Consider the following 22,659-nt stretch of genomic DNA (forward strand, 5'->3'; position numbering starts at 1 on the left):
GAGAGGGGCAATGGAGTTCGCTTTTTATATCTGTGGCCTGATAGCCATTCTCGCAACCTTGCGGGTGATCACCCACACCAATCCGGTACACGCGTTGCTGTACCTGATTATTTCGCTGCTGGCGATTTCTGGGGTGTTCTTCTCGTTAGGCGCTTACTTCGCTGGTGCGCTGGAAATTATCGTCTACGCGGGCGCCATCATGGTGCTGTTCGTGTTCGTGGTGATGATGCTCAACCTTGGTGGTTCTGAAATTGAACAGGAACGTCAGTGGCTGAAACCGCAGGTGTGGATTGGTCCGGCGATTCTGTCGGCCATTATGCTGGTGGTTATTGTTTACGCCATTCTGGGCGTTAACGATCAGGGCATCGACGGCACGCCAATTAGCGCAAAAGCAGTCGGTATTTCCCTGTTCGGACCGTATGTACTGGCGGTTGAACTGGCATCGATGCTGCTGCTGGCGGGTCTGGTTGTGGCCTTCCATGTGGGGCGTGAAGAGCGTTCTGGTGAAGTGCTGAGCAATCGCACCGACGACCGCGCGAAAAGAAAAACGGAGGAGCACGCATGATCCCCTTACAACATGGACTGATCCTCGCTGCGATCTTATTCGTGCTGGGCTTAACCGGTCTGGTTATCCGCCGCAATCTGCTGTTTATGCTGATTGGGCTGGAAATCATGATTAACGCCTCCGCGCTGGCCTTTGTGGTCGCCGGAAGCTACTGGGGCCAGACCGATGGTCAGGTGATGTATATTCTCGCCATCAGCCTTGCGGCTGCCGAAGCGAGCATTGGGCTTGCGCTGTTGCTGCAACTTCATCGCCGTCGCCAGAACCTGAACATCGATTCAGTAAGTGAGATGCGTGGATGAACATGCTTGCCTTAACCATTATTCTGCCATTTATTGGCTTTGTATTACTGGCGTTTTCTCGTGGTCGTTGGTCAGAAAATCTGTCCGCTACCGTGGGTGTCGGTTCGATCGGCCTGGCCGCGCTGGTGACTGCGTTTGTTGGCGTTGATTTCTTTGCCAATGGTCAGCAGGCTTACAGCCAGCCGCTGTGGACGTGGATGTCAGTCGGTGACTTCAACATCGGTTTTAACCTGGTGCTGGACGGCCTGTCGCTGACCATGCTCTCCGTGGTGACCGGCGTTGGTTTCCTGATCCACATGTTCGCTTCCTGGTATATGCGCGGAGAAGAGGGCTATTCTCGTTTCTTCGCCTACACCAACCTGTTTATCGCCAGCATGGTGGTTCTGGTACTGGCGGATAACCTGCTGCTGATGTACCTCGGCTGGGAAGGCGTGGGCCTGTGCTCCTATCTGCTGATTGGTTTCTACTACACCGATCCGAAGAATGGCGCTGCGGCAATGAAAGCCTTCGTGGTAACCCGCGTTGGTGACGTATTCCTGGCGTTCGCGCTGTTCATCCTCTACAACGAGCTGGGCACGCTGAACTTCCGCGAAATGGTGGAACTGGCGCCTGCGCACTTTGCAGACGGTAACAACATGCTGATGTGGGCAACCCTGATGCTGCTGGGCGGTGCGGTCGGTAAATCTGCACAGCTGCCGTTGCAGACCTGGCTTGCTGATGCGATGGCCGGTCCGACGCCTGTCTCCGCGTTGATCCACGCCGCGACGATGGTTACCGCTGGTGTCTACCTGATAGCCCGTACGCACGGCCTGTTCCTGATGACGCCTGAAATCCTGCACCTGGTGGGGATTATCGGTGCTATCACTCTGGTGCTGGCGGGTTTTGCTGCGCTGGTACAGACCGACATCAAACGCGTTCTTGCGTACTCTACCATGAGCCAGATTGGTTATATGTTCCTGGCTCTTGGCGTACAGGCGTGGGATGCGGCGATTTTCCACCTGATGACGCACGCCTTCTTTAAAGCGCTGCTGTTCCTGGCATCCGGCTCGGTTATCCTGGCTTGCCACCACGAACAGAACATCTTCAAGATGGGCGGTCTGCGTAAGTCAATTCCGCTGGTGTATCTCTGCTTCCTGATCGGTGGCGCGGCGCTGTCGGCTCTGCCGCTGATTACCGCTGGCTTCTTCAGTAAGGATGAGATTCTGGCCGGTGCAATGGCGAATGGTCATATTAATCTGATGGTTGCAGGTCTGGTCGGTGCATTCATGACCTCTCTGTACACCTTCCGTATGATTTTCATCGTGTTCCACGGTAAAGAACAAATTCATGCCCACGCAGGGAAGGGGATTACCCATCATCTGCCGCTGATTGTGCTGATGATCCTGTCCACCTTCGTTGGCGCGCTGATTGTGCCGCCACTGCAGGGTGTACTGCCTGCGACGACCGAGCTTGAGCATGGTCGCGTCATGACGCTGGAAATTACCTCCGGTATCGTAGCGATTGCGGGCATCCTGATCGCAGCATGGCTGTGGCTGGGTAAACGCACACTGGTGACGTCGATTGCGAACAGTGCGCCGGGCCGCCTGCTGGGTACCTGGTGGTATAACGCCTGGGGCTTCGACTGGCTGTACGACAAAGTGTTCGTTAAGCCGTTCCTGGGTGTTGCCTGGTTGCTGAAACGCGATCCGCTCAACTCAATGATGAACATTCCGGCGATCCTTTCCCGCTTTGCAGGTAAAGGCCTGCTGTTGAGCGAGAACGGTTATCTGCGCTGGTATGTTGCATCAATGAGCATCGGCGCCGTCGTTGTGCTGGCACTGTTGATGGTACTGCGTTGAGTTTGTTGGCTGGATGAACGATTGCCGGATGGCGCTGCGCTTATCCGGCCTACAAACCCAAAAATAATTTTTAGAATTCGTTGAAAATCTGTTCCTGATGTACAGGCGTCATCGGCGAAGTCAGACCGGAGACCGCCAGCGCAGAGCAACCGGAGCGTACTGAAGTACGTGAAGATTGCGAGCACTGCCGGGATTTGGGCTGACGAGTGAGATAGCCTGAGCAGGAGTAAATATAAGGGACATACTTAGCTATGTTATTACCCTGGTTGATATTAATTCCCTTTATCGGTGGCTTCCTGTGCTGGCAGACCGAACGCTTTGGCGTGAAGGTGCCGCGCTGGATCGCGCTGATTACCATGGGATTGACGCTGGCGCTTGGCCTGCAACTGTGGTTGCAGGGCGGCTATTCACTGACGCAATCCGCTGGCATTCCGCAGTGGCAGTCTGAATTTGTCCTGCCGTGGATCCCACGTTTTGGCATCTCTATTCATCTGGCTATCGACGGTCTGTCGCTGCTGATGGTAGTGCTGACCGGTCTGCTCGGTGTTCTGGCGGTACTTTGCTCCTGGAATGAAATCGAAAAATACCAGGGCTTCTTCCATCTGAACCTGATGTGGATCTTAGGCGGCGTGATCGGCGTGTTCCTTGCCATCGACATGTTCCTGTTCTTCTTCTTCTGGGAAATGATGCTGGTGCCGATGTACTTCCTGATCGCGTTGTGGGGGCATAAAGCCTCTGACGGTAAAACGCGTATCACGGCGGCGACCAAGTTCTTCATTTATACCCAGGCGAGTGGTCTGGTGATGTTGATTGCCATCCTGGCGCTGGTGTTTGTGCACTATAAAGCGACCGGTGTGTGGACCTTCAACTATGAAGAGCTGCTGAATACCCCGATGTCCCACGGTGTGGAATATCTGCTGATGCTGGGCTTCTTCATTGCCTTCGCGGTGAAAATGCCGGTAGTTCCGCTGCACGGCTGGTTGCCGGATGCGCACTCCCAGGCGCCGACCGCAGGTTCCGTTGACCTGGCGGGGATCTTGCTGAAAACCGCGGCTTACGGTCTGCTGCGCTTCTCTCTGCCGCTGTTCCCGAACGCGTCGGCTGAGTTTGCACCTATCGCAATGTGGCTGGGCGTTATCGGTATCTTCTACGGCGCGTGGATGGCCTTTAATCAGTACGATATCAAACGTCTGATCGCTTACACCTCCGTATCGCACATGGGCTTCGTACTGATTGCTATCTACACCGGCAGCCAGCTGGCGTACCAGGGTGCTGTTATCCAGATGATTGCGCACGGTCTGTCCGCAGCCGGTCTGTTCATTCTGTGTGGTCAGCTGTACGAACGTCTGCACACGCGTGATATGCGTATGATGGGCGGCCTGTGGGGCAAAATGAAATGGTTGCCTGCGCTGTCGATGTTCTTCGCAGTGTGTACGCTGGGTATGCCGGGTACAGGTAACTTCGTTGGCGAATTTATGATTCTGTTCGGCAGCTACCAGGTGGTTCCGGTCATTACCGTGATCTCGACCTTTGGTCTGGTGTTTGCCTCTGTTTACTCGCTGGCGATGCTGCATCGCGCTTACTTCGGTAAAGCGAAGAGCCAGATTGCCAGTGTTGAACTGCCAGGGATGTCGCTGCGTGAGCTGTTTATCATCCTGTTGCTGGTCGTGCTTCTGGTACTGCTTGGCTTCTATCCGCAGCCGATTCTGGATACCTCGCATTCTGCGATGAGCAACATCCAGCAGTGGTTTGTTAATTCCGTTACTACTACAAGGCCGTAAATCGCCATGACAATAACTCCACAACACCTGATTGCGCTGCTACCGCTGCTGATCGTCGGCTTGACGGTGGTGGTTGTGATGCTCTCCATTGCGTGGCGACGCAATCACTTCCTCAATGCCACGCTGTCGGTCATTGGGCTTAACGCCGCGCTGGTTTCGCTCTGGTTTGTTGGCCAGGCGGGCGCCATGGACGTCACCCCGCTGATGCGGGTTGACGGTTTCGCCATGCTCTACACCGGGCTGGTGCTGCTGGCGAGTCTTGCCACCTGTACCTTCGCTTACCCGTGGCTGGAAGGCTACGATGACAACCGGGAAGAGTTCTACCTGTTGGTGCTGATTGCCGCACTTGGCGGTATTCTGCTGGCTAACGCTAACCATCTGGCGGCGCTGTTCCTTGGTATTGAGCTGATCTCTCTGCCGCTGTTTGGTCTGGTTGGCTATGCGTTCCGTCAGAAACGTTCGCTGGAAGCCAGTATCAAATACACCATTCTGTCTGCCGCAGCGTCTTCCTTCCTGCTGTTCGGTATGGCGCTGGTGTACGCGCAGTCTGGTAATCTGTCGTTTGTTGCACTCGGTAAGAGCCTCGGCGACGGCATGCTGCACGAACCGCTGCTGCTGGCGGGCTTCGGTCTGATGATTGTTGGCCTCGGCTTTAAACTCTCGCTGGTTCCGTTCCACCTGTGGACGCCAGACGTATACCAGGGCGCTCCTGCTCCGGTTTCCACCTTCCTGGCGACGGCGAGCAAAATCGCTATCTTCGGCGTGGTGATGCGTCTGTTCCTGTACGCACCGGTAGGAGATAGCGAAGCGGTACGTATCGTACTGGGCGTGATTGCCTTTGCTTCCATCATCTTCGGTAACCTGATGGCGCTGAGCCAGACCAATATTAAACGTCTGCTCGGTTACTCTTCTATCTCTCACCTCGGCTACCTGCTGGTGGCGCTGATTGCTCTGCAGAGCGGCGAGATGTCGATGGAAGCGGTTGGCGTTTACCTGGCCGGTTACCTGTTCAGCAGCCTCGGCGCGTTCGGTGTGGTCAGCCTGATGTCCAGCCCGTACCGCGGTCCGGATGCAGACTCTCTGTTCTCCTACCGTGGTCTGTTCTGGCATCGTCCGATCCTCGCGGCAGTGATGACGGTGATGATGCTGTCTCTGGCAGGTATCCCGATGACGCTGGGCTTTATCGGTAAGTTCTACGTACTGGCCGTCGGTGTACAGGCTAACCTGTGGTGGCTGGTTGCCGCGGTGGTGGTCGGTTCCGCGATTGGTTTGTACTACTACCTGCGTGTTGCGGTGAGCCTGTACTTGAGCGCACCGCAGCAGTTGAACCGCGATGCGCCGTCCAACTGGCAGTACAGCGCGGGCGGTATCGTGGTGCTGATTTCTGCTCTGCTGGTACTGGTGCTGGGTATTTACCCGCAACCGCTGATCAGCATTGTGCAGTTAGCGACTCCGCTGATGTAAAAGAAATACGGAAACGAAAAAACCCGCCTTGGCGGGTTTTTTTATGCGTGAAATACGGTCAGTTTAATAGCTGACGGCTCACCAGCGGACCGCTGATGCCTTTCGCTGTGCGATCCATCACTTCCTGGATCACTGAAGAAAGCTCATTGACTTCGAATTTGGCCACGTAGCCATCTGCTTTTACTCGGCGAACGTGATCTTCGTTCGCGCTACCGGAAAGCGAAGAGTGGATAACGACCGGGATTTTCTTCAGACGTTCGTCGGTTTTTATCTTACGGGTAAGCGTAAAACCGTCCATCTCCGGCATTTCGAGATCGGTGAGAACCAGAGCGATCTTCTCACTGACAGGCTTGCCATCCGCCAGCGCTTCTGCGGAAAGCTGCTGTATTTTTTCCCACGCATCCTGACCTGTTACATGCATCAGATGCGGGATCTCCATGGCGTTAAGCCCTTTTTCCAGCATTGCGCGGGCCACTTTGGAATCATCAGCCACAATCGCCACCGCACCCGGCGTGATGTTGAATTTATTGGTTTTCAGATCGGTTGCGCGCAGGTCGTGGTTCGCCGGTACGATGTCGTACAGGATCTGCTCAACGTCGAGTACCAGCGCCAGGTTGTTGGTCTCTTTGTTGTCGTCCAGGCAAGCGATACTGGTGATATAGCGACCATTGACGGCTTTCTCGGCGGTATGCACCTGTTGCCAGTCCAGGCGCATAATATTTTCCACTGACTCCACCGCAAAAGCCTGGACGCTGCGGGCATATTCTGTGATCAACAGAATATTGAGTCCGGTCTCTGGCTTACAGCCCGCGACGGCGGGCAGGTCAATCACCGGGATCACCTGATCGCGAATGTTAACCATACCCAGTAACGGGGCCTTCATACCCGCCGGACGCGTAAAGGTCGGCATCGGCACGATTTCACGCAGCTTGAATACGTTGATGCCAAACAGCTCTGATTTCTGCTCCTCAACAGATTTGCCGAGGCGAAACAGCAGCAGTTCAAAACGGTTAGACAGGGTTAGGTTTGTCCTGTCATCAATATCTTTCTGGAAATTGTTCATCCTGTCCTCAGTGTGAAAGCCAGCCTTTCCACTGTTATCGGCACTGAGGCGGAAAAATAGAGCGTTAAACGGTGAAAATGGCGAAATCGTGAGCCAGTTCCGTGTCTGGAAATATTGCTTTGCACTCTTCGAGTAATCGCTGACAGCCTTTTTCATCGTAACGTGAGCTAACGTGGGTCATGATCAGGCGTCCCACTCCGGCCTCCAGCGCCAGCTTTGCGGCTTGTCGGGTCGAGCTGTGTCCGCGGCTGTTGGCTTTTTCCTCCATTGAGGCGTCCAGTGTGGTTTCATGTACCATCACATCCACACCCCGTGCCAGTTCAATGGCGGATGCGCAGGGTCCTGTGTCACCGAAAATAGCGACTGATTTTCCCCTGGTGGGCGGGGAAAGAAAATCGGCACCGTTAATCGCTCGACCATCCTCCAGCACGATGTTTTTTCCGGCTTTCAAATCCTGAAACCACGGGCCCGCTTTAACGCCTGCCGCCTTCAGGGCGCTAGCGTCAAGCGCACCCGGTTTGTCGTGCTCTTGAATGCGAAAACCGTAGCATTCCAGCGGATGCACCAGCGGGTACGCCGTTACTTTTCGCAGGCCGTCATCCACAATCTCACCCGCGGTGATTTCTACAATATCCAGCGGATAATCGGTCCAGGAGCCGCTCAGACGCAATGCGGTTTCGGTAAACTCTCGCAACCCTTTTGGCCCGTAGAGCGTCAGTGGCTGGACATTGCCGGCCATTGAGCGACTGCACAGTAGCCCCGGTAAACCAAACAGGTGATCGCCGTGCAGATGGCTGATAAAAATACGATCGAGTTTTCCTGGATTGAAAGGCGTGGTGAGCATCTGATGCTGTGTCCCTTCGCCGCAATCAAAAAGCCACAGCCCCGCCTGAGTCGGGTGTTGCAGATTCAGTAAAATTGCCGTTACATTGCGTGAGCGCGTGGGGACTCCCGCAGACGTGCCTAAAAATAGTAATTCCATCTTTGCGTTACACTTTTCGCCATCAATAAGGCAGGGTGTTCAGGTTATCACAACATAGGGGCAGACAATGATTCACTGGCAAGATCTCCACCATGCAAAGCTGAGTACCCAACAACTGTACGCACTACTTCAGCTACGATGCGCGGTGTTTGTAGTTGAGCAACAGTGTCCGTACCAGGATGTGGATGGCGATGACCTGGCTGGAGAGAATCGGCATATTCTGGGCTGGCATAACGATGAGCTGGTGGCGTATGCGAGGATTCTGAAAAGCGATGACGAGCTGGAGCCGGTAGTGATTGGTCGGGTGATTGTAAGCAAAACGCTGCGTGGTGAAAAACTGGGGCAACAGCTGATGGCCCAGACGCTGGCATCCTGCGCGCAACACTGGCCACACAAGGCGTTGTATCTGGGCGCGCAGGCGCATCTGCAATCATTCTATGCACGCTTTGGCTTTGTTCCGGTGACGGATATCTATGACGAAGATGGCATTCCACACGTCGGAATGGCGCGGGAAGCACATCAGGCGTAAACAGGCGCAATCAGTCCAGGTTGTCTATAGTTAGCGGGTACGTCAATAGAAAGGGAGAATATAATGTCTTTTCATTCTTATGAATCACGTATCGATGATGATCTGGAATTATTAAGTGAAACGCTGGAAGAGGTGCTACGTTCTTCTGGCGACCCAGCAGATCAAAAATACCTTGAGTTAAAAGCGCGGGCAGAGCGGGCGTTAGAAGAGGTGAGAAATCGCGTCAGCCATGCTTCTGATAGCTATTATTACCGTGCGAAAAAAGCCGTTTGTCGGGCGGATGACTATGTGCACGAAAAACCCTGGCGCGGAATCGGCGTTGGCGCCACAGTCGGTTTAGTGATGGGATTATTGTTAGCACGGCGATAAATTCCGTTCTGTCATCGCATTTGTACGTACTCCCTAACTGGGGGTACTGCTTTTTCTGCTCAGTACCCCGTATAATGAGAGGTTTTTAACAGGGAGAGGTCCGCGTGCATTCAATCACTACTGCGCTGGAAAGTCTGATGCGTCATTTATCGCAAGAGATGCCAGCAGCACCTGGAATTCGTATTTACGATATACCTTTCCCACTGAATGATGCGTTTGACGCTTTAGGATGGCTGGCCAGTCAACCCGTCTGGCCCCAGTTTTACTGGCAGCAGCGTAACGGCGATGAAGAAGCCGCCGTATTAGGGGCCGTCGCCGCATTTTCCTCGCTGGAATCAGCCCAGCAATTTTTACATCAGCATGATAATCATCCCGACCTGCGCATCTGGGGCCTGAATGCCTTTGAGCCTCTGCGTGGCAATTTACTGCTGCCGCGGCTGGAGTGGCGACGTTGCGCCGGAGTGGCGAGCTTACGCTTACATCTCTATAGCGACGTGTCGCTACGTGAAGACGCTACACAAGCGATCGCCTTCATCTCATCGCTTGCTCCCGTAAAACCGCTCCCTGCATTGCGTTTGAATTTGACGGGAGAACAGCACTGGCCGGAGAAAGCTGGCTGGATAGACCTGATAAAACTCGCCACTCAAACGATCGCAGGAGAAGACCTCGATAAGGTCGTGCTGGCGCGGGCGACCGATTTACAATTTTCTCAGTCAGTTAATGCCGCTGCCGTGATGGCTTCCAGCCGTCGCTTAAATCTGAACTGCTACCATTTCTTTATGGCATTCTCCGCCGACACCGCTTTTCTTGGCTCTTCTCCTGAACGTCTGTATCGACGACGTGATACGGCGCTGCGCACCGAGGCGCTGGCCGGAACCGTGGCCAATCACCCTGAGGATCATCGGGCCTGGCAATTGGGCGACTGGCTAATGAAAGATGATAAAAACCAGCGCGAGAATATGCTGGTGGTCGAAGATATTTGCCAGCGCCTGCAAGGCTGTACGCAAACTCTCGATGTGCTGCCACCGCAGGTGCTCAGGCTGCGTAAAGTGCAGCACCTGCGCCGTTGCATCTGGACGGAACTGAATCAGGCCGACGATATGCTTTGCCTGATGCAGCTTCAGCCCACGGCGGCAGTCGCCGGTATTCCGCGTGAGCTGGCGCGTGAATTCATCCAGCAAAATGAACCCTTTGAACGCGAGTGGTATGCCGGTTCAGCGGGTTATCTTTCTTTGCGCCAAAGCGAGTTTTGCGTGTCATTGCGTTCGGCGAAAATTAGCGCAAACGTGGTACGCCTGTATGCCGGGGCAGGGATTGTACGTGGCTCAGATCCTGAGCAGGAATGGCAAGAAATAGACAATAAAGCGGCAGGGTTACGTACTTTATTACAGATGGAAGGATAGTGATTTCGTGTATATTTCCGATTCATATCAAAAATCCATTTATTCGATTCTCTATACTGTGTCGCAATATTGATACCGGACAATCTCATGTCAGTAAGCGCATTTAACCGACGCTGGGCGGCGGTCATTCTGGAAGCACTCACTCGCCACGGCGTCAGGCATGTCTGCATTGCCCCTGGCTCTCGTTCTACACCGTTGACGCTGGCGGCAGCGGAAAACCCCGCATTCATCCACCACACCCATTTTGACGAGCGCGGTCTTGGGCATCTGGCTTTAGGTCTGGCAAAAGTCAGCCGGCAGCCTGTCGCCGTGATTGTGACGTCCGGTACCGCGGTGGCGAATTTATATCCCGCGTTGATTGAAGCGGGCCTGACCGGTGAAAAACTGATTTTACTTACCGCTGACAGACCGCCAGAGCTTATCGACTGTGGCGCGAACCAGGCGATTCGTCAGGCCGGAATGTTTGCCTCGCATCCATCGCAAACGCTCTCTTTACCGCGTCCGACTCAGGACATTCCGGCAAGCTGGCTGGTGTCCACGATTGATAATGCGTTAGCTGCCCTGCATAGCGGGGCGGTTCATATCAATTGCCCGTTTGCGGAACCGCTGTATGGCGATATGGACGAAACGGGGATTGCCTGGCAGCAGCGCCTCGGCGACTGGTGGCAGGACGATAAACCCTGGCTGCGAGAAGCGCGTCGGCTGGAAAGCGACAAACAACGCGACTGGTTTTTCTGGCGACAAAAACGCGGCGTAGTCATTGCGGGCCGCATGAGCGCGGAAGAAGGTCAGAAGGTTGCGCAGTGGGCGCAGACGTTAGGCTGGCCGCTGATTGGCGATGTTCTGTCGCAAACCGGACAACCGCTGCCGTGCGCCGACCTGTGGCTGGGAAATGCGAAAGCTGTAGCTGAATTGCAGCAGGCGCAGATTGTGGTGCAGCTTGGTAGCAGCCTGACTGGAAAACGTCTGCTGCAATGGCAGGCCAGCTGCGATCCGCAGGAATACTGGATTGTCGATAATATCGAAGGCCGCCTCGATCCGGCCCATCATCGCGGCCGCAGGTTGGTGGCGAAAGTTGGCGACTGGCTGGAGCTGCATCCGGCGGAGAAACGTCAGCCCTGGTGTATTGAGATCCCTCATCTGGCGCAACAGGCCTGGCAGGCGGTAGAAGCCCGTCGTGAGGCGTTTGGTGAAGCGCAATTAGCCCACCGTATCCGCGACTACTTGCCGGAGCAGGGGCAGCTGTTCGTGGGTAACAGTCTGGTGGTACGCCTGATTGATGCGCTGTCGCAGCTTCCGGCTGGTTACCCGGTCTATAGCAACCGTGGCGCGAGCGGTATTGACGGCCTGCTGTCAACGGCAGCTGGCGTACAGCGTGCCAGCGCGAAATCGACGCTGGCGATTGTTGGCGATTTATCTGCGTTGTATGACCTGAATGCGCTGGCGTTATTGCGCCAGGTTTCTGCACCGTTTGTCCTGATAGTGGTCAATAATAACGGCGGGCAGATTTTTTCCCTGCTGCCGACGCCAGCCAGCGAACGCGAACGGTTCTATCTGATGCCGCAGAACGTACATTTCGAGCATGCTGCCGCCATGTTTAACCTTAAATACCAGCGCCCGGAAAACTGGGAGCAGCTGGAGAGCGCGTTGACTAACGCGTGGCGTACACCTGCGGCCACGGTGATTGAGCTGGTGGTGAACGAAACTGACGGGGCGCAAACCTTGCAGCAACTGCTGGCGCAGGTAAGTCATCTATGATCCTGCATGCGCAGGCGAAAGAGGGGCAGACGGGATTTCCCTGGCTGGTTTTCCTGCACGGTTTCTCTGGCGATTGCCAGGAATGGCAGACGGTCGGCGAAGCGTTTCAGGATTATTCGCGGCTATACATCGACTTGCCGGGACACGGTGGCTCCGCTGACATCGGCGTGAGTGGGTTCGATGATGTCAGCGTTTTGCTGCGTAACACTCTACTTAGTTACAACATGCTTAACTACTGGCTGGTGGGATACTCTCTTGGCGGCAGAGTCGCCATGATGGCGGCCTGTCAGGAGATGCCTGGGCTTTGTGGTCTGGTGGTTGAAGGCGGACATCCCGGCTTGCAAAGCGAGGAGGCGCGCGTTCAGCGTCGTCTCTCGGATGGCCGCTGGGCTGCACGTTTTCGCGCAGAGCCGCTACGTGAGGTGTTTAATGACTGGTATCAACAGCCCGTTTTTTCCTCGCTGAACGCGGCACAAAGAGAGGCGCTGGTCGCTCTGCGTAGCCAGAATAATGGGCAAACGCTGGCGGCAATGCTGGAGGCCACCTCGCTTGCCGTACAGCCTGATTTACGTGCGCAACTCACGACGCGCACATTTCCGTTTTATTATTTATGTGGTGAACGTGACGAAAAATTCCGCGCTCTGGCGGCGGAAATATCAGTACCAAACCATGTGATTCGTAATGCCGGACACAACGCGCATCGGGACAACCCCGTGGGTGTAGTGGACTGTCTGGCTCAGATTCTGCGTCGCTGACTATAGGACATTTTATGATCTATCCTGATGAAACAATGCTTTACGCACCGGTAGAATGGCACGATTGCTCTGAAGGCTATACCGACATTCTTTACGAGAAATCCACCGACGGTATCGCAAAAATCACCATTAATCGTCCACAGGTACGCAATGCCTTCCGTCCGGTCACCGTGAAAGAGATGATCCAGGCGCTGGCGGATGCCCGCTATGATGACAACATCGGCGTAATTATTCTGACCGGTGCTGGCGACAAAGCGTTCTGCGCAGGCGGCGATCAGAAAGTGCGTGGTGACTACGGCGGATACCAGGATGACTCCGGTGTGCATCACCTGAACGTACTGGACTTCCAGCGCCAGATTCGTACCTGTCCGAAACCGGTAGTCGCGATGGTTGCAGGTTTCTCCATTGGCGGTGGCCATGTGCTGCACATGATGTGTGACCTGACCATTGCGGCTGAAAACGCCATCTTTGGTCAGACCGGCCCGAAAGTCGGTTCTTTCGACGGCGGTTGGGGCGCTTCCTACATGGCGCGCATCGTCGGTCAGAAAAAAGCGCGTGAAATCTGGTTCCTGTGCCGTCAGTACGATGCGAAACAGGCGCTGGATATGGGTCTGGTCAACACCGTGGTTCCGCTGGCGGATCTGGAAAAAGAGACCGTACGCTGGTGCCGTGAAATGCTGCAAAACAGCCCAATGGCGCTGCGCTGCCTGAAAGCCGCACTGAACGCCGACTGTGATGGTCAGGCTGGCCTGCAGGAGCTGGCAGGTAACGCCACTATGCTGTTCTACATGACGGAAGAAGGTCAGGAAGGCCGTAACGCCTTTAACCAGAAACGTCAGCCTGATTTCAGCAAATTCAAACGGAATCCGTAATGCGTAGCGCGCAGGTATACCGCTGGCAGATCCCCATGGACGCGGGGGTGATTCTGCGCGACAGGCGGTTAAAAACGCGTGACGGGCTGTACGTTTGTCTTCGTGACGGCGAGCGCGAAGGGTGGGGAGAGATCTCCCCGCTGCCGGGCTTTAGTCAGGAAAGCTGGGAAGAGGCGCAAACCGAGCTGCTGGCCTGGGTGAAAGGCTGGTTGCAAGGGGATGACTCCTTACCGCAACTGCCTTCGGTCGCCTTTGGCGTAAGCTGTGCGCTGGCCGAACTGGCTGGCGTATTGCCACAGGACGCGGACTATCGTGCTGCGCCGCTGTGCACGGGCGATCCTGACGATCTGGTGCTACAACTGGCGGATATGCCGGGCGAAAAAGTGGCGAAGATCAAGGTCGGTCTGTATGAAGCGGTCCGCGACGGCATGGTAGCCAATCTGCTGCTTGAGGCGATCCCGGAGCTGCATTTGCGACTTGACGCCAACCGGGCCTGGACGCCGTTGAAAGCACAGCAGTTCGCGAAATACGTTAATCCGGAATATCGTGGACGCATTGCCTTCCTCGAAGAGCCGTGCAAAACCCGCGATGATTCTCGTGCCTTCGCGCGTGAAACCGGCATTGCCATCGCCTGGGATGAAAGTTTGCGTGAAGCGGATTTCACCTTCGAGGCCGAAGAGGGCGTCAGGGCCGTGGTTATCAAACCTACGCTGACCGGCAGTCTCGATAAAGTCCGTGAACAGGTGGCTGCGGCGCATGCGCTTGGTCTGACTGCCGTTATCAGTTCGTCAATCGAGTCGAGTCTGGGCTTAACCCAGCTGGCGAGAATTGCCGCCTGGTTAACGCCGCAGACCATTCCGGGTCTGGATACCCTGAGTCTGATGCAGTGCCAGCAGGTACGCACCTGGCCGGGTAGCACGTTGCCGTGTATCGACGTTGATGCGCTGGAACGTCTGCTATGACCCAGGAGGAAATGCCCGATAGCGTGATCTTATCGGGCCTGGTGCAGTTCAGTGACTGGCCTTGGCGTCACTGGCGACAGGTTCGTGCGAAGGCGCCAGCCTTACGCCTCAACGATGAGGTATTAAGCTGGAGCGATCTCTGCACACGTGTAGATTATCTGGCCTGCGGTTTTGCCGCTCAGGGCGTGGAAGAGGGCGATGGTGTTCTGCTTCGCGCCTGGAATCATCCGCGCGCTTTGCTGGCCTGGCTCGCGCTGCTGCAATGTGGGGCGCGGGTTTTACCTGTGAACCCACAGTTGCCTCAGCCGCTGCTTGATGCGCTTATCCCGGACTTAACGCTACGTTTTGCGCTGGATCTGGAGGCCGCTATCGAACTTCCGGAACTCAGTCCGTTACAGATGCGGTCGTTACCAGGCGATCACGCCGCGGCGTGGTCGCCTGAACGTTTGAGCACGATGACGTTAACTTCAGGTTCTACCGGATTGCCAAAAGCGGCTGTTCATACCTGTCAGGCGCATCTGGCAAGCGCGCAGGGCGTCCTGTCATTAATGCCGTTTGGTGCTGAGGATGACTGGCTGCTCTCGCTGCCGCTGTTTCATGTTTCCGGCCAGGGTATTTTGTGGCGCTGGTTGTTCGCCGGAGCGCGAATGACCGTGCGCGACAAGCAGCCGCTGGAGCAAATGCTGGCTGGATGTACCCACGCTTCACTGGTACCCACGCAGCTGTGGCGCTTGCTGGTCAACAACACGCCGGTCACGCTCAAAGCGGTACTGCTGGGAGGTGCAGCAATTCCTGTTGAATTGACGGAGCAAGCGCGCGAGCAAGGGATTCGTTGCTGGTGCGGTTACGGATTAACGGAGTTTGCTTCTACGGTCTGTGCGAAAGAGGCAGATGGTATGGCAGATGTGGGTTCCCCCCTGGTGGGCAGAGAAGTCAGAATCGTTGATGATGAAGTCTGGCTACGTGCCGCCAGCATGGCGCAAGGTTACTGGCGTAACGGACAGCTTATTCCTTTAATGAACACGGAAGGCTGGTTTGCAACCCGCGATCGCGGCGTGCTGAAGGACGGCAAGTTAACGATTGTCGGTCGTATGGATAATCTGTTTTTTAGCGGCGGGGAAGGTATACAGCCGGAAGAAGTGGAACGCGTGATTGCAGCTCATCCGCATGTTCTACAAGCCTTCATTGTGCCGATAGAAGACAAAGAGTTTGGACATCGCCCGGTGGCTGTCATTGAGTATGACGCTAATGCTGGAGAAACTAATCTCGAAGAGTGGGTAAAAGATAAGCTAGCCCGCTTTCAGCAGCCGATTTGTTGGCTAACATTGCCGCCTGAGCTCAAAGCAGGAGGAATTAAAATTTCGCGCCGTGCGTTATTGGATTGGGTAAGTGCTTCATCATTAACATTAAGAAAACATTAATAGTATTTCTCGTTATTGTCATTCCGCAGCTATTGTCCTTTTGTTTATGAGCTAATGTGTAACCTATTGTGAAATTTATTAACAATAGGTGCGCTATGGAATGGCATGTGAAGAAGACCTGCTGTCACAAAAAAGCAGGGAGGCTCTATATCGTACTTTGCGATAGCGGTGGTTCGCTCAAGATGCTTGCCCAGGCGCAATCATCTGAGCGGATTAAGCCAGGCGATCTTCTTTCGCCGCTGAAGGATGCTCAGTATTGTATTAACCGCGATACATCTCGGGTGATTAAGATCATTGATGCCAGACAGTACATCTGTGATGAATGGGAACGTCTGTTACGACTGTCTAAAGATAAATAATCTCAGGACCGGTGTTTGCGTGAAGGCAGAAAAATCGTCATTAGCCCTGCCATGATGCACAGTACTCCTGCCAGCGCTTTCACTGAAAATGTTCCCTGCCAGCCGGGCAGGATCATTGAGGCAACCCACACCAGCACATAGCTCAGGCTGAGTAGGGCATAGGCTTTGCTCAGCGCGAGTTGGTGTAGGGCTTTATGCCAGCAAATAACCGACAGCAAATACCCTGCCAGCCCGGCATATAAAGCAAACGCACCAATACTGACAGAGAATACGGCGGAGATGAACGCCAGCGGCTGCAGCATTGGCGGCAGATTATCCATTGCAAAGCCGAGGCTCAACTGGGCGATGGAGGTGATCATCACGCTACATAATCCCCAAAATACGCCCATTACACTGCACTCCCAAGAATAAATATGCCGGTAATGATCAGCCCAACGCCCAGCCAGTGGCGGGTTGTGACGGGTTCGCGCCAGATTTTCCAGGCCGCGAGAGTTACCCATACAAAGTTAAGACTCAGCATGGGATAGGCAATACCGACAGGAATGTTTTGTAAAACCGCCAGCCATAGCAGCATGGCCAGACCGAGGCTTGCCAGAGCAAGCCCAATCCATTGCGTAATGTAGCGTTTTCGCGCACGAACAGACACCGGTCGGGTCGCCTGCTTCTGGCATAGCTGGCCGCAGACGCTGAGCAGGCTGGCGAGGACTAAGGCTATCCAGATCATTTGGGCCGATACTGAATCAGGACCAGACGCCCCTGATTATCAATGTAGTCAGCGGGAGGGATGGCAAGCTGATTAATATCTTCATCCTTACCGACAGAGAGCACGAGCGTAATGTTTCCTTGTTGACGATGTTGTGCTAACCAGTCGGCAAAATTCTCCCGACTGACAAAGCGGCCTTGAGCATCCGGGTAGTTGAGACCGTATTTTAACTCGCCCGTTTGTCCGTACATCATGATGTCGTCGCGCTTCAGGCTCCAGGCCAGTCCCGCAGCGACGCCAACGCTGTCGGTGAGAATATAACGGCTCGGCTCCAGCGATTCTTTGGTCATCTCGACAAAAAACTGCGGCTGTTTAGATTCCATCACCCGGTCAGGAATGGAGAAGCCAAATAACAGCGCCAGCCCTAATGGGCATAGTGCTGCGAATTTCCAGTTCTTCTCGCGGTTATTTAGCGTATACCAGCCAAAAAGCGTCCAGATGATAAAGATGCCCCAGGCACAAAAAACCTTATACGTTTCGATATGCGACCAGACCGGCGTCTTCAATGGTCCCAGCGTGGAAACAATAAACGTAGCGACGATGCCGACGACACCAAATAGCACGTTGATCCAGCCATTGATGCGCAGGGATGCTGAGTCTTTTTCCGCAGCCTGCAGGCCGAAGCGCGCCGTTAATATCGCTAGCGGCGCGAAGCAGGAAAGAATATAGGTCGGCAGTTTTCCTTTCGCGATGCTGAAAAACAGGATTGGCATAATAATCCAGCTTAACAGGTACAGAGCACTGCGCGGAACATCCCGCTCACGCCAGCCCGTACGCAGCGCGCCGGGAAGCAGACCGAGCCACGGTAATGTGCCTGCCACAAATATCGGGATGTAGTACCAGATAGGAGCCTTATGCTGGGCATCATCCAGCGCAAAGCGCTGAATATGTTCAACCCAGAAGAAGTAATGCCAGAAATCCGGCTCGCGTTGTGCAATCGCTATACCCCACGGTAGTACGATCGCGATGCAGCCGATCACCGCCAGCAGACCGTAGAGAATGAGGTCTTTCCAACGCTTTTGTGCAAAAACCCATGGTAATACGCTAAGCACAGGGACGGCGAGTGCCAGAAAACCTTTGGTCATTACACCCATACCGCAGGTCAGCCCAAGCAACAAAAAAGCGATGATTTTGCGTGTTCTGGTGGTGGCCTGCATGCCTTCCCAAAAACAGCACATGCCCGCCATCAGCCAAAGCGCTATGATGGGATCAAGTACCGCGTAGGTGCCGATGCTGTAAACCGAAAAAAACGTTAAAAAGATAGCGGAGGAGAGTACGGCGGTACGCTTATCATGCCACAGTCGCATGGCAAGCCAGGCTACCAGTAATGCGGTCAACAAAGTGGCAAAAATAGCCCCCGCTCTGACACCAAAATTGTTTGCGCCAAACAGCCATTGTCCGATGCTGTTCAACCAGTATCCGGCAATTGGTTTTTCAAAATAACGCAGCCCTAAAAAGTGTGGAACGATCCAGTCACCAGAGTTGAGCATTTCCCGGCTGATTTCAGCATAGCGCGTTTCATCAGGCTGCCAGAGCATACGGCTGTTGATAGGTAAAATAAAATACAGTGCGATTAAAGCGATAAATGCCAGAGTGTAGCGGGCAGCAGGTTTCATGGTGTCACACTCACCGGTTGTTGGCAGCCGAGCCATCCCTCTCTGCCGGGTATTTTTCCACGTACTATCTGTCCTAACGGCAGCGTACTGATGTCGTCAGGTAACAGCTCGCCAAGCGGGCAGAATGTCATCCCCATATCGGCAGCACGAATGAGCAACTCGTCAAAATTCTGATGAAAGGCGATACCTTCAACTTCCGCATGAATGGTGTACACCGGTGTTCCTCTGCTCATCTGGATGTGGGAGAGAATATAGGAGTTGAAGTCCACCGCCTGGACCTCCTGACCAACCACTTCATCCCATGTTGGTAGGGTGACGGGAATTTGTGGCGTCCCCGTTTTCCCGGATTCCAGCACCGGACGAAATAACGACGTTCCCCGACAGTCACTGTTATAGCGCAGATGGAATGCTTCTTTGGCATGGACGACACGGTTGTCGGCACGCCATCCGGCAACGGCAGAGCAGGTGACTGGCTGACCGATGATGGCTTCAAGTGCGGTGATACCTTGCGAAATATCATCAATCAGCTGTTTGTCATTCCAGTTTCCGCTTCGCGCCTGCCAGGCGTGATGATCCCAGGCATGCAAACCGGTTTCATGAATCTGGGCGGTTTGTGCAATGATTGCTGCGTTGGCCTGGCCGATCTCTTTTCCCGGCCATGTGGTTCCCGCCAATAAAATATCCCATCCGTAGAGCGATGCTGCGTTTGAACGCAGCATTTTCCACAGAAATTGCGGCTTCACAAGACGCCAGAGATGGCGTCCCATGTTGTCAGGCCCAACGCTAAAGAAAAAACTTGCCCGAACGTTATGTCGGTTTAATGTCTCCAGCAGGCGGGGCACGCCTTCGCGCGTCCCCCTGAATGTATCGACATCAATGCGCAAGCCTACTTTGGTCATGATGTGTGTTCCGTGATATCCACACTGCGTAAGAAGAAGTCCAGCGTCTCTTCTACCGTTTCTTGCATCTCAATGGTCGGTTCCCAGTTCAGGCAGCGTTTTGCATTGCGAATGTTAGGCTTACGATGCTCAACGTCTTGATAACCTTTACCGTAGTAGCTGCTGCTTTCGACGTCACGGAAACCGGCAAACGGCGGGAAGTGGTTACGCAACGGATGTTTATCAAAGCAGGAAAGCAGCATTTCTGCCAGTTCCTGAATACTTGCTTCGTTCTGTGGATTACCGATGTTGATAATCTCACCGTCACAGCGGCCGCCTTCGTTTTCAATGATGCGGTACAGGGCTTCGATACCATCGCGAATGTCGGTAAAGCAGCGTTTTTGCTTACCGCCTTCAATCAGCTTGATCGGTGAACCTTCCACGAGGTTGAGGATCAGCTGTGTAATGGCGCGTGAGCTGCCGATACGCGCGGCGTTAAGGCTGTCCAGACGCGGTCCCATCCAGTTAAACGGGCGGAACAGGGTGAAGCGCAATCCCTCTTTTTCGCCGTATGCCCAGATAACACGGTCCAGCAACTGCTTGGATACGGAGTAGATCCAGCGTGGTTTATTGACCGGACCGACGATCAGATTCGAACTGTCTTCATCAAAGACTTTGTCGGTACACATGCCGTAGACTTCGGAGGTTGACGGGAAAATGATGCGCTTGCGGTATTTCACGCAGTAACGAATGATTTTCAGGTTCTCTTCGAAATCGAGCTCAAATACGCGCAGCGGGTTGCGGGTATATTCGATAGGCGTTGCGATCGCCACCAGAGGCAGCACAACGTCGCATTTTTTCACATGATATTCAATCCATTCGGAGTGAATGCTGATATCACCTTCGACGAAATGGAATCGCGGATGTTGCAGGAAACGCCCAATGGCGTCGCTGCCAATATCGAGTCCATACACTTCGTAATTATCTTCTTGCAGCAGGCGCTCTGTCAGATGGTTACCAATGAAGCCGTTAACGCCGAGGATCAGTACGCGAGTACGGCGTTTGCTGGTGGTCACTGACTGGCTGTTCAGGCGAGAACCTGGCACCAGACCCAGAACCTGCGCCAGTTGTGAACCCTGCATTGCAATACCATCGCCAGCTTGTCCGGTAATAATCTCCAGTGCACCATCGACACAGGCGATCAGTAAAGGAGACACTGAGATGACGGTACCCGGCTGGGCCGCAATGTCGTTTGTGCAAACGCGCGATGACCAGACGGTGAACTTTTGCGTGCCAACATAGCTAAATGCGCCCGGCCACGGATCGCTGACGGCACGGACCTGGTTATGTAACTCCGCAGCAGGTTTGTTCCAGTCGAGGAAGCTATCTTCCGGCGTACGGCGACCAAAACAGGTAGCATCTGCATCCTGTTGAGGGAATTCGGAGTAACTTCCTGCGTTGATGGCCGGCAGTGTCTGCTCCAGCAGGTGACGCGCAGCCTGGCACAGCTTATGGTGCAGCGTTAACGCCACATCATCCGGTGAAATAGCAACGCGCTGCTGGGCAACTATGGCACCAGCATCCGCGCGTTTGACCATGCGGTGAAGTGTGACGCCGGTTTCGGTTTCACCATTGACCAATACCCAGTTCAATGGCGCGCGACCACGGTATTTCGGCAGCAGCGAGCCGTGCAGATTAAATGCACCCTTAGGGGCAAGACTGAGGATCTCATCACTCAGTAAATGGCGATAGTAGAACGAGAAGATAACATCGGGTGCCAGTTGGCTAATGCGCTCAATCCACAGGGGATGATTAACCTCGTCTGGGGCGTAAACCGGAATACCGGCGCTGGCCGCGAGGCGGGAAACAGATCCAAAAAACGCTTTTTCACCCGGGTTGTCGGTGTGCGTAAAAATGGCAGCGATTTCATAACCTGCATCCAACAAGGCCTGGACACCCTGACATCCCATATCGTGATAGGCAAATACGACGGCTTTCATGCGCGGTTTTCCTCGGTTGACTGCGTAGTTTGTGGGCGGATAACGTGTTGAACAAAATAGCGGGGGCGGGCGCGGACATCGTTATAGATGCGACCGATATATTCGCCGAGTAAACCCATGCCAATAAACTGTGCGCCGATAAAGGTAAACAGGACGGCAAACAGCATGAATACCCCCTCCGCTGCCCACTGTGGGCCGAGCGTCAGGCGCAGAACAACAAGCAGGACTGATAAGGTAAAGCCCGTGGCGGCGATCACGCTGCCCAACAGGCTCAACATGCGAAGCGGTGTTGTGGTAAGGCAAGTCACCAGGTCATACATCAGGTTGATCAGACGCATGAAGCTGTATTTGGAGTCACCAAATTCACGCTCTGCATGATGTACCGGGATCTCCGTGGCGCGACGGGCAAAAATGTTGGCCAGAATAGGGATAAAGGTGCTGCGCTCCTGGCAATGCAGCATGGCATCGACGATGTGACGGCGATAGGCGCGTAGCATGCAGCCGTAGTCGCCCATTGCTTTACCGGTGGTTCGTTGGATCAGATGGTTTATCATTCGTGAGGCGGTCTTACGAAATACGCTATCCTGACGGTTCTGGCGTACCGTGCCTACCACATCGAAACCCTCATCTGCAGTGGCGACCAACCGAGGGATCTCCTCCGGCGGGTTTTGCAAATCGGCATCCAGCGTGATGATCAAGTCTCCGGTGACATGGCTGAAACCGGCCATAATCGCCGAGTGCTGTCCGTAATTACGATTCAGTAAAATAGAGACAATATGGCTGTTCGGTGCCTGAGAGGCGTCCATCATCAACTGAGCGGAACGGTCGCTGCTGCCGTCGTCGATGAGCAGAATTTCATAGTCTTTGCCCAATTTTTTGCAGGCGGCGCTGGTGCGTCTGATTAACTCTGGCAGGCTTTCCTGTTCATTAAAAACGGGAATAACAACCGAGACTTTTTTAATCGGTGTGGCTTCAAACATGC

General features: G+C 54.3%; 22 protein-coding genes. 14 read left to right on the forward strand and 8 right to left on the reverse strand.

The annotated features are described in order from the left end of the window. Positions 1–10 precede the first annotated feature (10 nt). The 5 genes from nuoJ to nuoN all read left to right on the forward strand — a co-directional run bounded on the left by nuoJ (position 11) and on the right by nuoN (position 5,947). Positions 11–565 (forward strand): NADH-quinone oxidoreductase subunit J, encoded by a 555-nt coding sequence (gene nuoJ / locus SK38_RS01330; protein ID WP_003028059.1) that lies wholly within the window; start codon positions 11–13, stop codon positions 563–565. Next, on the forward strand, positions 562–864 hold the full coding sequence (gene nuoK / locus SK38_RS01335; RefSeq protein ID WP_000612644.1) for an NADH-quinone oxidoreductase subunit NuoK: 303 nt from the start codon (positions 562–564) through the stop codon (positions 862–864). The genes nuoJ and nuoK overlap by 4 nt, the downstream gene beginning before the upstream one ends. Further along, positions 861–2,702 (forward strand): NADH-quinone oxidoreductase subunit L, encoded by a 1,842-nt coding sequence (gene nuoL, locus SK38_RS01340; RefSeq protein WP_003834744.1) that lies wholly within the window; start codon positions 861–863, stop codon positions 2,700–2,702. The genes nuoK and nuoL overlap by 4 nt, the downstream gene beginning before the upstream one ends. A 251-nt stretch (positions 2,703–2,953) precedes the next feature. After that, entirely contained in the window at positions 2,954–4,483 is a 1,530-nt protein-coding gene (gene nuoM / locus SK38_RS01345) for an NADH-quinone oxidoreductase subunit M (RefSeq protein ID WP_003027692.1), read from the forward strand. Positions 4,484–4,489: 6 nt separating this feature from the next. Then, positions 4,490–5,947, forward strand: a complete 1,458-nt coding sequence (gene nuoN, locus SK38_RS01350) for an NADH-quinone oxidoreductase subunit NuoN (RefSeq protein ID WP_003027689.1) — start codon at positions 4,490–4,492, stop codon at positions 5,945–5,947. Between the two features lie 58 nt (positions 5,948–6,005). Here nuoN and SK38_RS01355 read toward each other — a convergent pair whose 3' ends face one another. Together SK38_RS01355 and rbn are read right to left on the reverse strand one after the other, a co-directional pair. Further along, the gene (locus SK38_RS01355) at positions 6,006–7,010 is read right to left on the reverse strand and encodes a chemotaxis protein (RefSeq protein ID WP_048234827.1); all 1,005 of its coding nucleotides are present in this window, start codon (positions 7,008–7,010) and stop codon (positions 6,006–6,008) included. Between the two features lie 64 nt (positions 7,011–7,074). Continuing rightward, positions 7,075–7,992 (reverse strand): ribonuclease BN, encoded by a 918-nt coding sequence (gene rbn, locus SK38_RS01360; RefSeq protein WP_048234829.1) that lies wholly within the window; start codon positions 7,990–7,992, stop codon positions 7,075–7,077. Positions 7,993–8,059: 67 nt separating this feature from the next. On the opposite strand from rbn, the gene SK38_RS01365 reads away from it, so the two are divergent. The 9 genes from SK38_RS01365 (at position 8,060) to pmrD (ending at position 16,420) form a co-directional block, all read left to right on the forward strand. Then, entirely contained in the window at positions 8,060–8,521 is a 462-nt protein-coding gene (locus tag SK38_RS01365; RefSeq protein ID WP_048234830.1) for a GNAT family N-acetyltransferase, read from the forward strand. Positions 8,522–8,584: 63 nt separating this feature from the next. Next, entirely contained in the window at positions 8,585–8,890 is a 306-nt protein-coding gene (gene elaB, locus SK38_RS01370) for a stress response protein ElaB (protein WP_003027683.1), read from the forward strand. 104 nt (positions 8,891–8,994) lie between these two features. Next, complete coding sequence (gene menF / locus SK38_RS01375) at positions 8,995–10,293, forward strand: isochorismate synthase MenF (RefSeq protein WP_048234833.1); 1,299 nt, start codon at positions 8,995–8,997, stop codon at positions 10,291–10,293. Between the two features lie 87 nt (positions 10,294–10,380). Next, positions 10,381–12,051 carry a 2-succinyl-5-enolpyruvyl-6-hydroxy-3-cyclohexene-1-carboxylic-acid synthase gene (gene menD, locus SK38_RS01380; protein ID WP_048234835.1) on the forward strand — a complete coding sequence of 557 codons (1,671 nt, stop codon included), beginning with the start codon at positions 10,381–10,383 and terminating at the stop codon, positions 12,049–12,051. After that, positions 12,048–12,806, forward strand: a complete 759-nt coding sequence (gene menH, locus SK38_RS01385) for a 2-succinyl-6-hydroxy-2,4-cyclohexadiene-1-carboxylate synthase (protein WP_048234837.1) — start codon at positions 12,048–12,050, stop codon at positions 12,804–12,806. Before menD ends, menH begins: the two co-directional genes overlap by 4 nt. Positions 12,807–12,820: 14 nt before the next feature. Next, on the forward strand, positions 12,821–13,678 hold the full coding sequence (gene menB / locus SK38_RS01390) for a 1,4-dihydroxy-2-naphthoyl-CoA synthase (RefSeq protein ID WP_003027671.1): 858 nt from the start codon (positions 12,821–12,823) through the stop codon (positions 13,676–13,678). Beyond that, positions 13,678–14,640, forward strand: a complete 963-nt coding sequence (menC, locus tag SK38_RS01395; RefSeq protein ID WP_048234838.1) for an o-succinylbenzoate synthase — start codon at positions 13,678–13,680, stop codon at positions 14,638–14,640. The genes menB and menC overlap by 1 nt, the downstream gene beginning before the upstream one ends. After that, the gene (gene menE / locus SK38_RS01400; RefSeq protein ID WP_048234840.1) at positions 14,637–16,061 is read left to right on the forward strand and encodes an o-succinylbenzoate--CoA ligase; all 1,425 of its coding nucleotides are present in this window, start codon (positions 14,637–14,639) and stop codon (positions 16,059–16,061) included. The genes menC and menE overlap by 4 nt, the downstream gene beginning before the upstream one ends. 95 nt (positions 16,062–16,156) lie before the next feature. Further along, a complete protein-coding gene (gene pmrD / locus SK38_RS01405) occupies positions 16,157–16,420 on the forward strand; it encodes a signal transduction protein PmrD (RefSeq protein WP_008785336.1) in 264 nt (87 codons plus the stop codon). Positions 16,421–16,422: 2 nt separating this feature from the next. On the opposite strand, the gene arnF is transcribed toward pmrD, so the two are convergent. The 6 genes from arnF to arnC are packed head-to-tail and all read right to left on the reverse strand — an operon-like array spanning position 16,423 to position 22,657. Beyond that, entirely contained in the window at positions 16,423–16,809 is a 387-nt protein-coding gene (gene arnF / locus SK38_RS01410) for a 4-amino-4-deoxy-L-arabinose-phosphoundecaprenol flippase subunit ArnF (RefSeq protein WP_048234842.1), read from the reverse strand. Continuing rightward, entirely contained in the window at positions 16,809–17,144 is a 336-nt protein-coding gene (gene arnE / locus SK38_RS01415; protein WP_003834709.1) for a 4-amino-4-deoxy-L-arabinose-phosphoundecaprenol flippase subunit ArnE, read from the reverse strand. The genes arnF and arnE overlap by 1 nt, the downstream gene beginning before the upstream one ends. Further along, positions 17,141–18,799 (reverse strand): lipid IV(A) 4-amino-4-deoxy-L-arabinosyltransferase, encoded by a 1,659-nt coding sequence (arnT, locus tag SK38_RS01420; RefSeq protein WP_048234845.1) that lies wholly within the window; start codon positions 18,797–18,799, stop codon positions 17,141–17,143. The genes arnE and arnT overlap by 4 nt, the downstream gene beginning before the upstream one ends. Beyond that, positions 18,796–19,698 carry a 4-deoxy-4-formamido-L-arabinose-phosphoundecaprenol deformylase gene (gene arnD / locus SK38_RS01425; protein WP_048234847.1) on the reverse strand — a complete coding sequence of 301 codons (903 nt, stop codon included), beginning with the start codon at positions 19,696–19,698 and terminating at the stop codon, positions 18,796–18,798. The genes arnT and arnD overlap by 4 nt, the downstream gene beginning before the upstream one ends. After that, positions 19,695–21,677: a bifunctional UDP-4-amino-4-deoxy-L-arabinose formyltransferase/UDP-glucuronic acid oxidase ArnA gene (gene arnA, locus SK38_RS01430; protein ID WP_048234849.1), complete on the reverse strand. Its 1,983-nt coding sequence runs from the start codon at positions 21,675–21,677 to the stop codon at positions 19,695–19,697. The genes arnD and arnA overlap by 4 nt, the downstream gene beginning before the upstream one ends. Further along, positions 21,674–22,657, reverse strand: a complete 984-nt coding sequence (gene arnC / locus SK38_RS01435) for an undecaprenyl-phosphate 4-deoxy-4-formamido-L-arabinose transferase (RefSeq protein WP_048234851.1) — start codon at positions 22,655–22,657, stop codon at positions 21,674–21,676. The genes arnA and arnC overlap by 4 nt, the downstream gene beginning before the upstream one ends. Between the last annotated feature and the right edge of the window lie 2 nt (positions 22,658–22,659).

The organism is Citrobacter sp. MGH110, assembly GCF_001037515.1.
Taxonomy (GTDB): domain Bacteria; phylum Pseudomonadota; class Gammaproteobacteria; order Enterobacterales; family Enterobacteriaceae; genus Citrobacter; species Citrobacter portucalensis.

What these genes read in the sequence shown, in the direction of transcription:
- nuoJ (WP_003028059.1), top strand. Translation starts at nt 11, where the DNA reads ATGGAGTTCGCTTTTTATATCTGTGGCCTGATAGCCATTCTCGCAACC.
- nuoK (WP_000612644.1), top strand. Translation starts at nt 562, where the DNA reads ATGATCCCCTTACAACATGGACTGATCCTCGCTGCGATCTTATTCGTG.
- nuoL (WP_003834744.1), top strand. Translation starts at nt 861, where the DNA reads ATGAACATGCTTGCCTTAACCATTATTCTGCCATTTATTGGCTTTGTA.
- nuoM (WP_003027692.1), top strand. Translation starts at nt 2,954, where the DNA reads ATGTTATTACCCTGGTTGATATTAATTCCCTTTATCGGTGGCTTCCTG.
- nuoN (WP_003027689.1), top strand. Translation starts at nt 4,490, where the DNA reads ATGACAATAACTCCACAACACCTGATTGCGCTGCTACCGCTGCTGATC.
- SK38_RS01355 (WP_048234827.1), bottom strand. Translation starts at nt 7,010, where the DNA reads ATGAACAATTTCCAGAAAGATATTGATGACAGGACAAACCTAACCCTG.
- rbn (WP_048234829.1), bottom strand. Translation starts at nt 7,992, where the DNA reads ATGGAATTACTATTTTTAGGCACGTCTGCGGGAGTCCCCACGCGCTCA.
- SK38_RS01365 (WP_048234830.1), top strand. Translation starts at nt 8,060, where the DNA reads ATGATTCACTGGCAAGATCTCCACCATGCAAAGCTGAGTACCCAACAA.
- elaB (WP_003027683.1), top strand. Translation starts at nt 8,585, where the DNA reads ATGTCTTTTCATTCTTATGAATCACGTATCGATGATGATCTGGAATTA.
- menD (WP_048234835.1), top strand. Translation starts at nt 10,381, where the DNA reads ATGTCAGTAAGCGCATTTAACCGACGCTGGGCGGCGGTCATTCTGGAA.
- menH (WP_048234837.1), top strand. Translation starts at nt 12,048, where the DNA reads ATGATCCTGCATGCGCAGGCGAAAGAGGGGCAGACGGGATTTCCCTGG.
- menB (WP_003027671.1), top strand. Translation starts at nt 12,821, where the DNA reads ATGATCTATCCTGATGAAACAATGCTTTACGCACCGGTAGAATGGCAC.
- menC (WP_048234838.1), top strand. Translation starts at nt 13,678, where the DNA reads ATGCGTAGCGCGCAGGTATACCGCTGGCAGATCCCCATGGACGCGGGG.
- menE (WP_048234840.1), top strand. Translation starts at nt 14,637, where the DNA reads ATGACCCAGGAGGAAATGCCCGATAGCGTGATCTTATCGGGCCTGGTG.
- pmrD (WP_008785336.1), top strand. Translation starts at nt 16,157, where the DNA reads ATGGAATGGCATGTGAAGAAGACCTGCTGTCACAAAAAAGCAGGGAGG.
- arnF (WP_048234842.1), bottom strand. Translation starts at nt 16,809, where the DNA reads ATGGGCGTATTTTGGGGATTATGTAGCGTGATGATCACCTCCATCGCC.
- arnE (WP_003834709.1), bottom strand. Translation starts at nt 17,144, where the DNA reads ATGATCTGGATAGCCTTAGTCCTCGCCAGCCTGCTCAGCGTCTGCGGC.
- arnT (WP_048234845.1), bottom strand. Translation starts at nt 18,799, where the DNA reads ATGAAACCTGCTGCCCGCTACACTCTGGCATTTATCGCTTTAATCGCA.
- arnD (WP_048234847.1), bottom strand. Translation starts at nt 19,698, where the DNA reads ATGACCAAAGTAGGCTTGCGCATTGATGTCGATACATTCAGGGGGACG.
- arnA (WP_048234849.1), bottom strand. Translation starts at nt 21,677, where the DNA reads ATGAAAGCCGTCGTATTTGCCTATCACGATATGGGATGTCAGGGTGTC.
- arnC (WP_048234851.1), bottom strand. Translation starts at nt 22,657, where the DNA reads ATGTTTGAAGCCACACCGATTAAAAAAGTCTCGGTTGTTATTCCCGTT.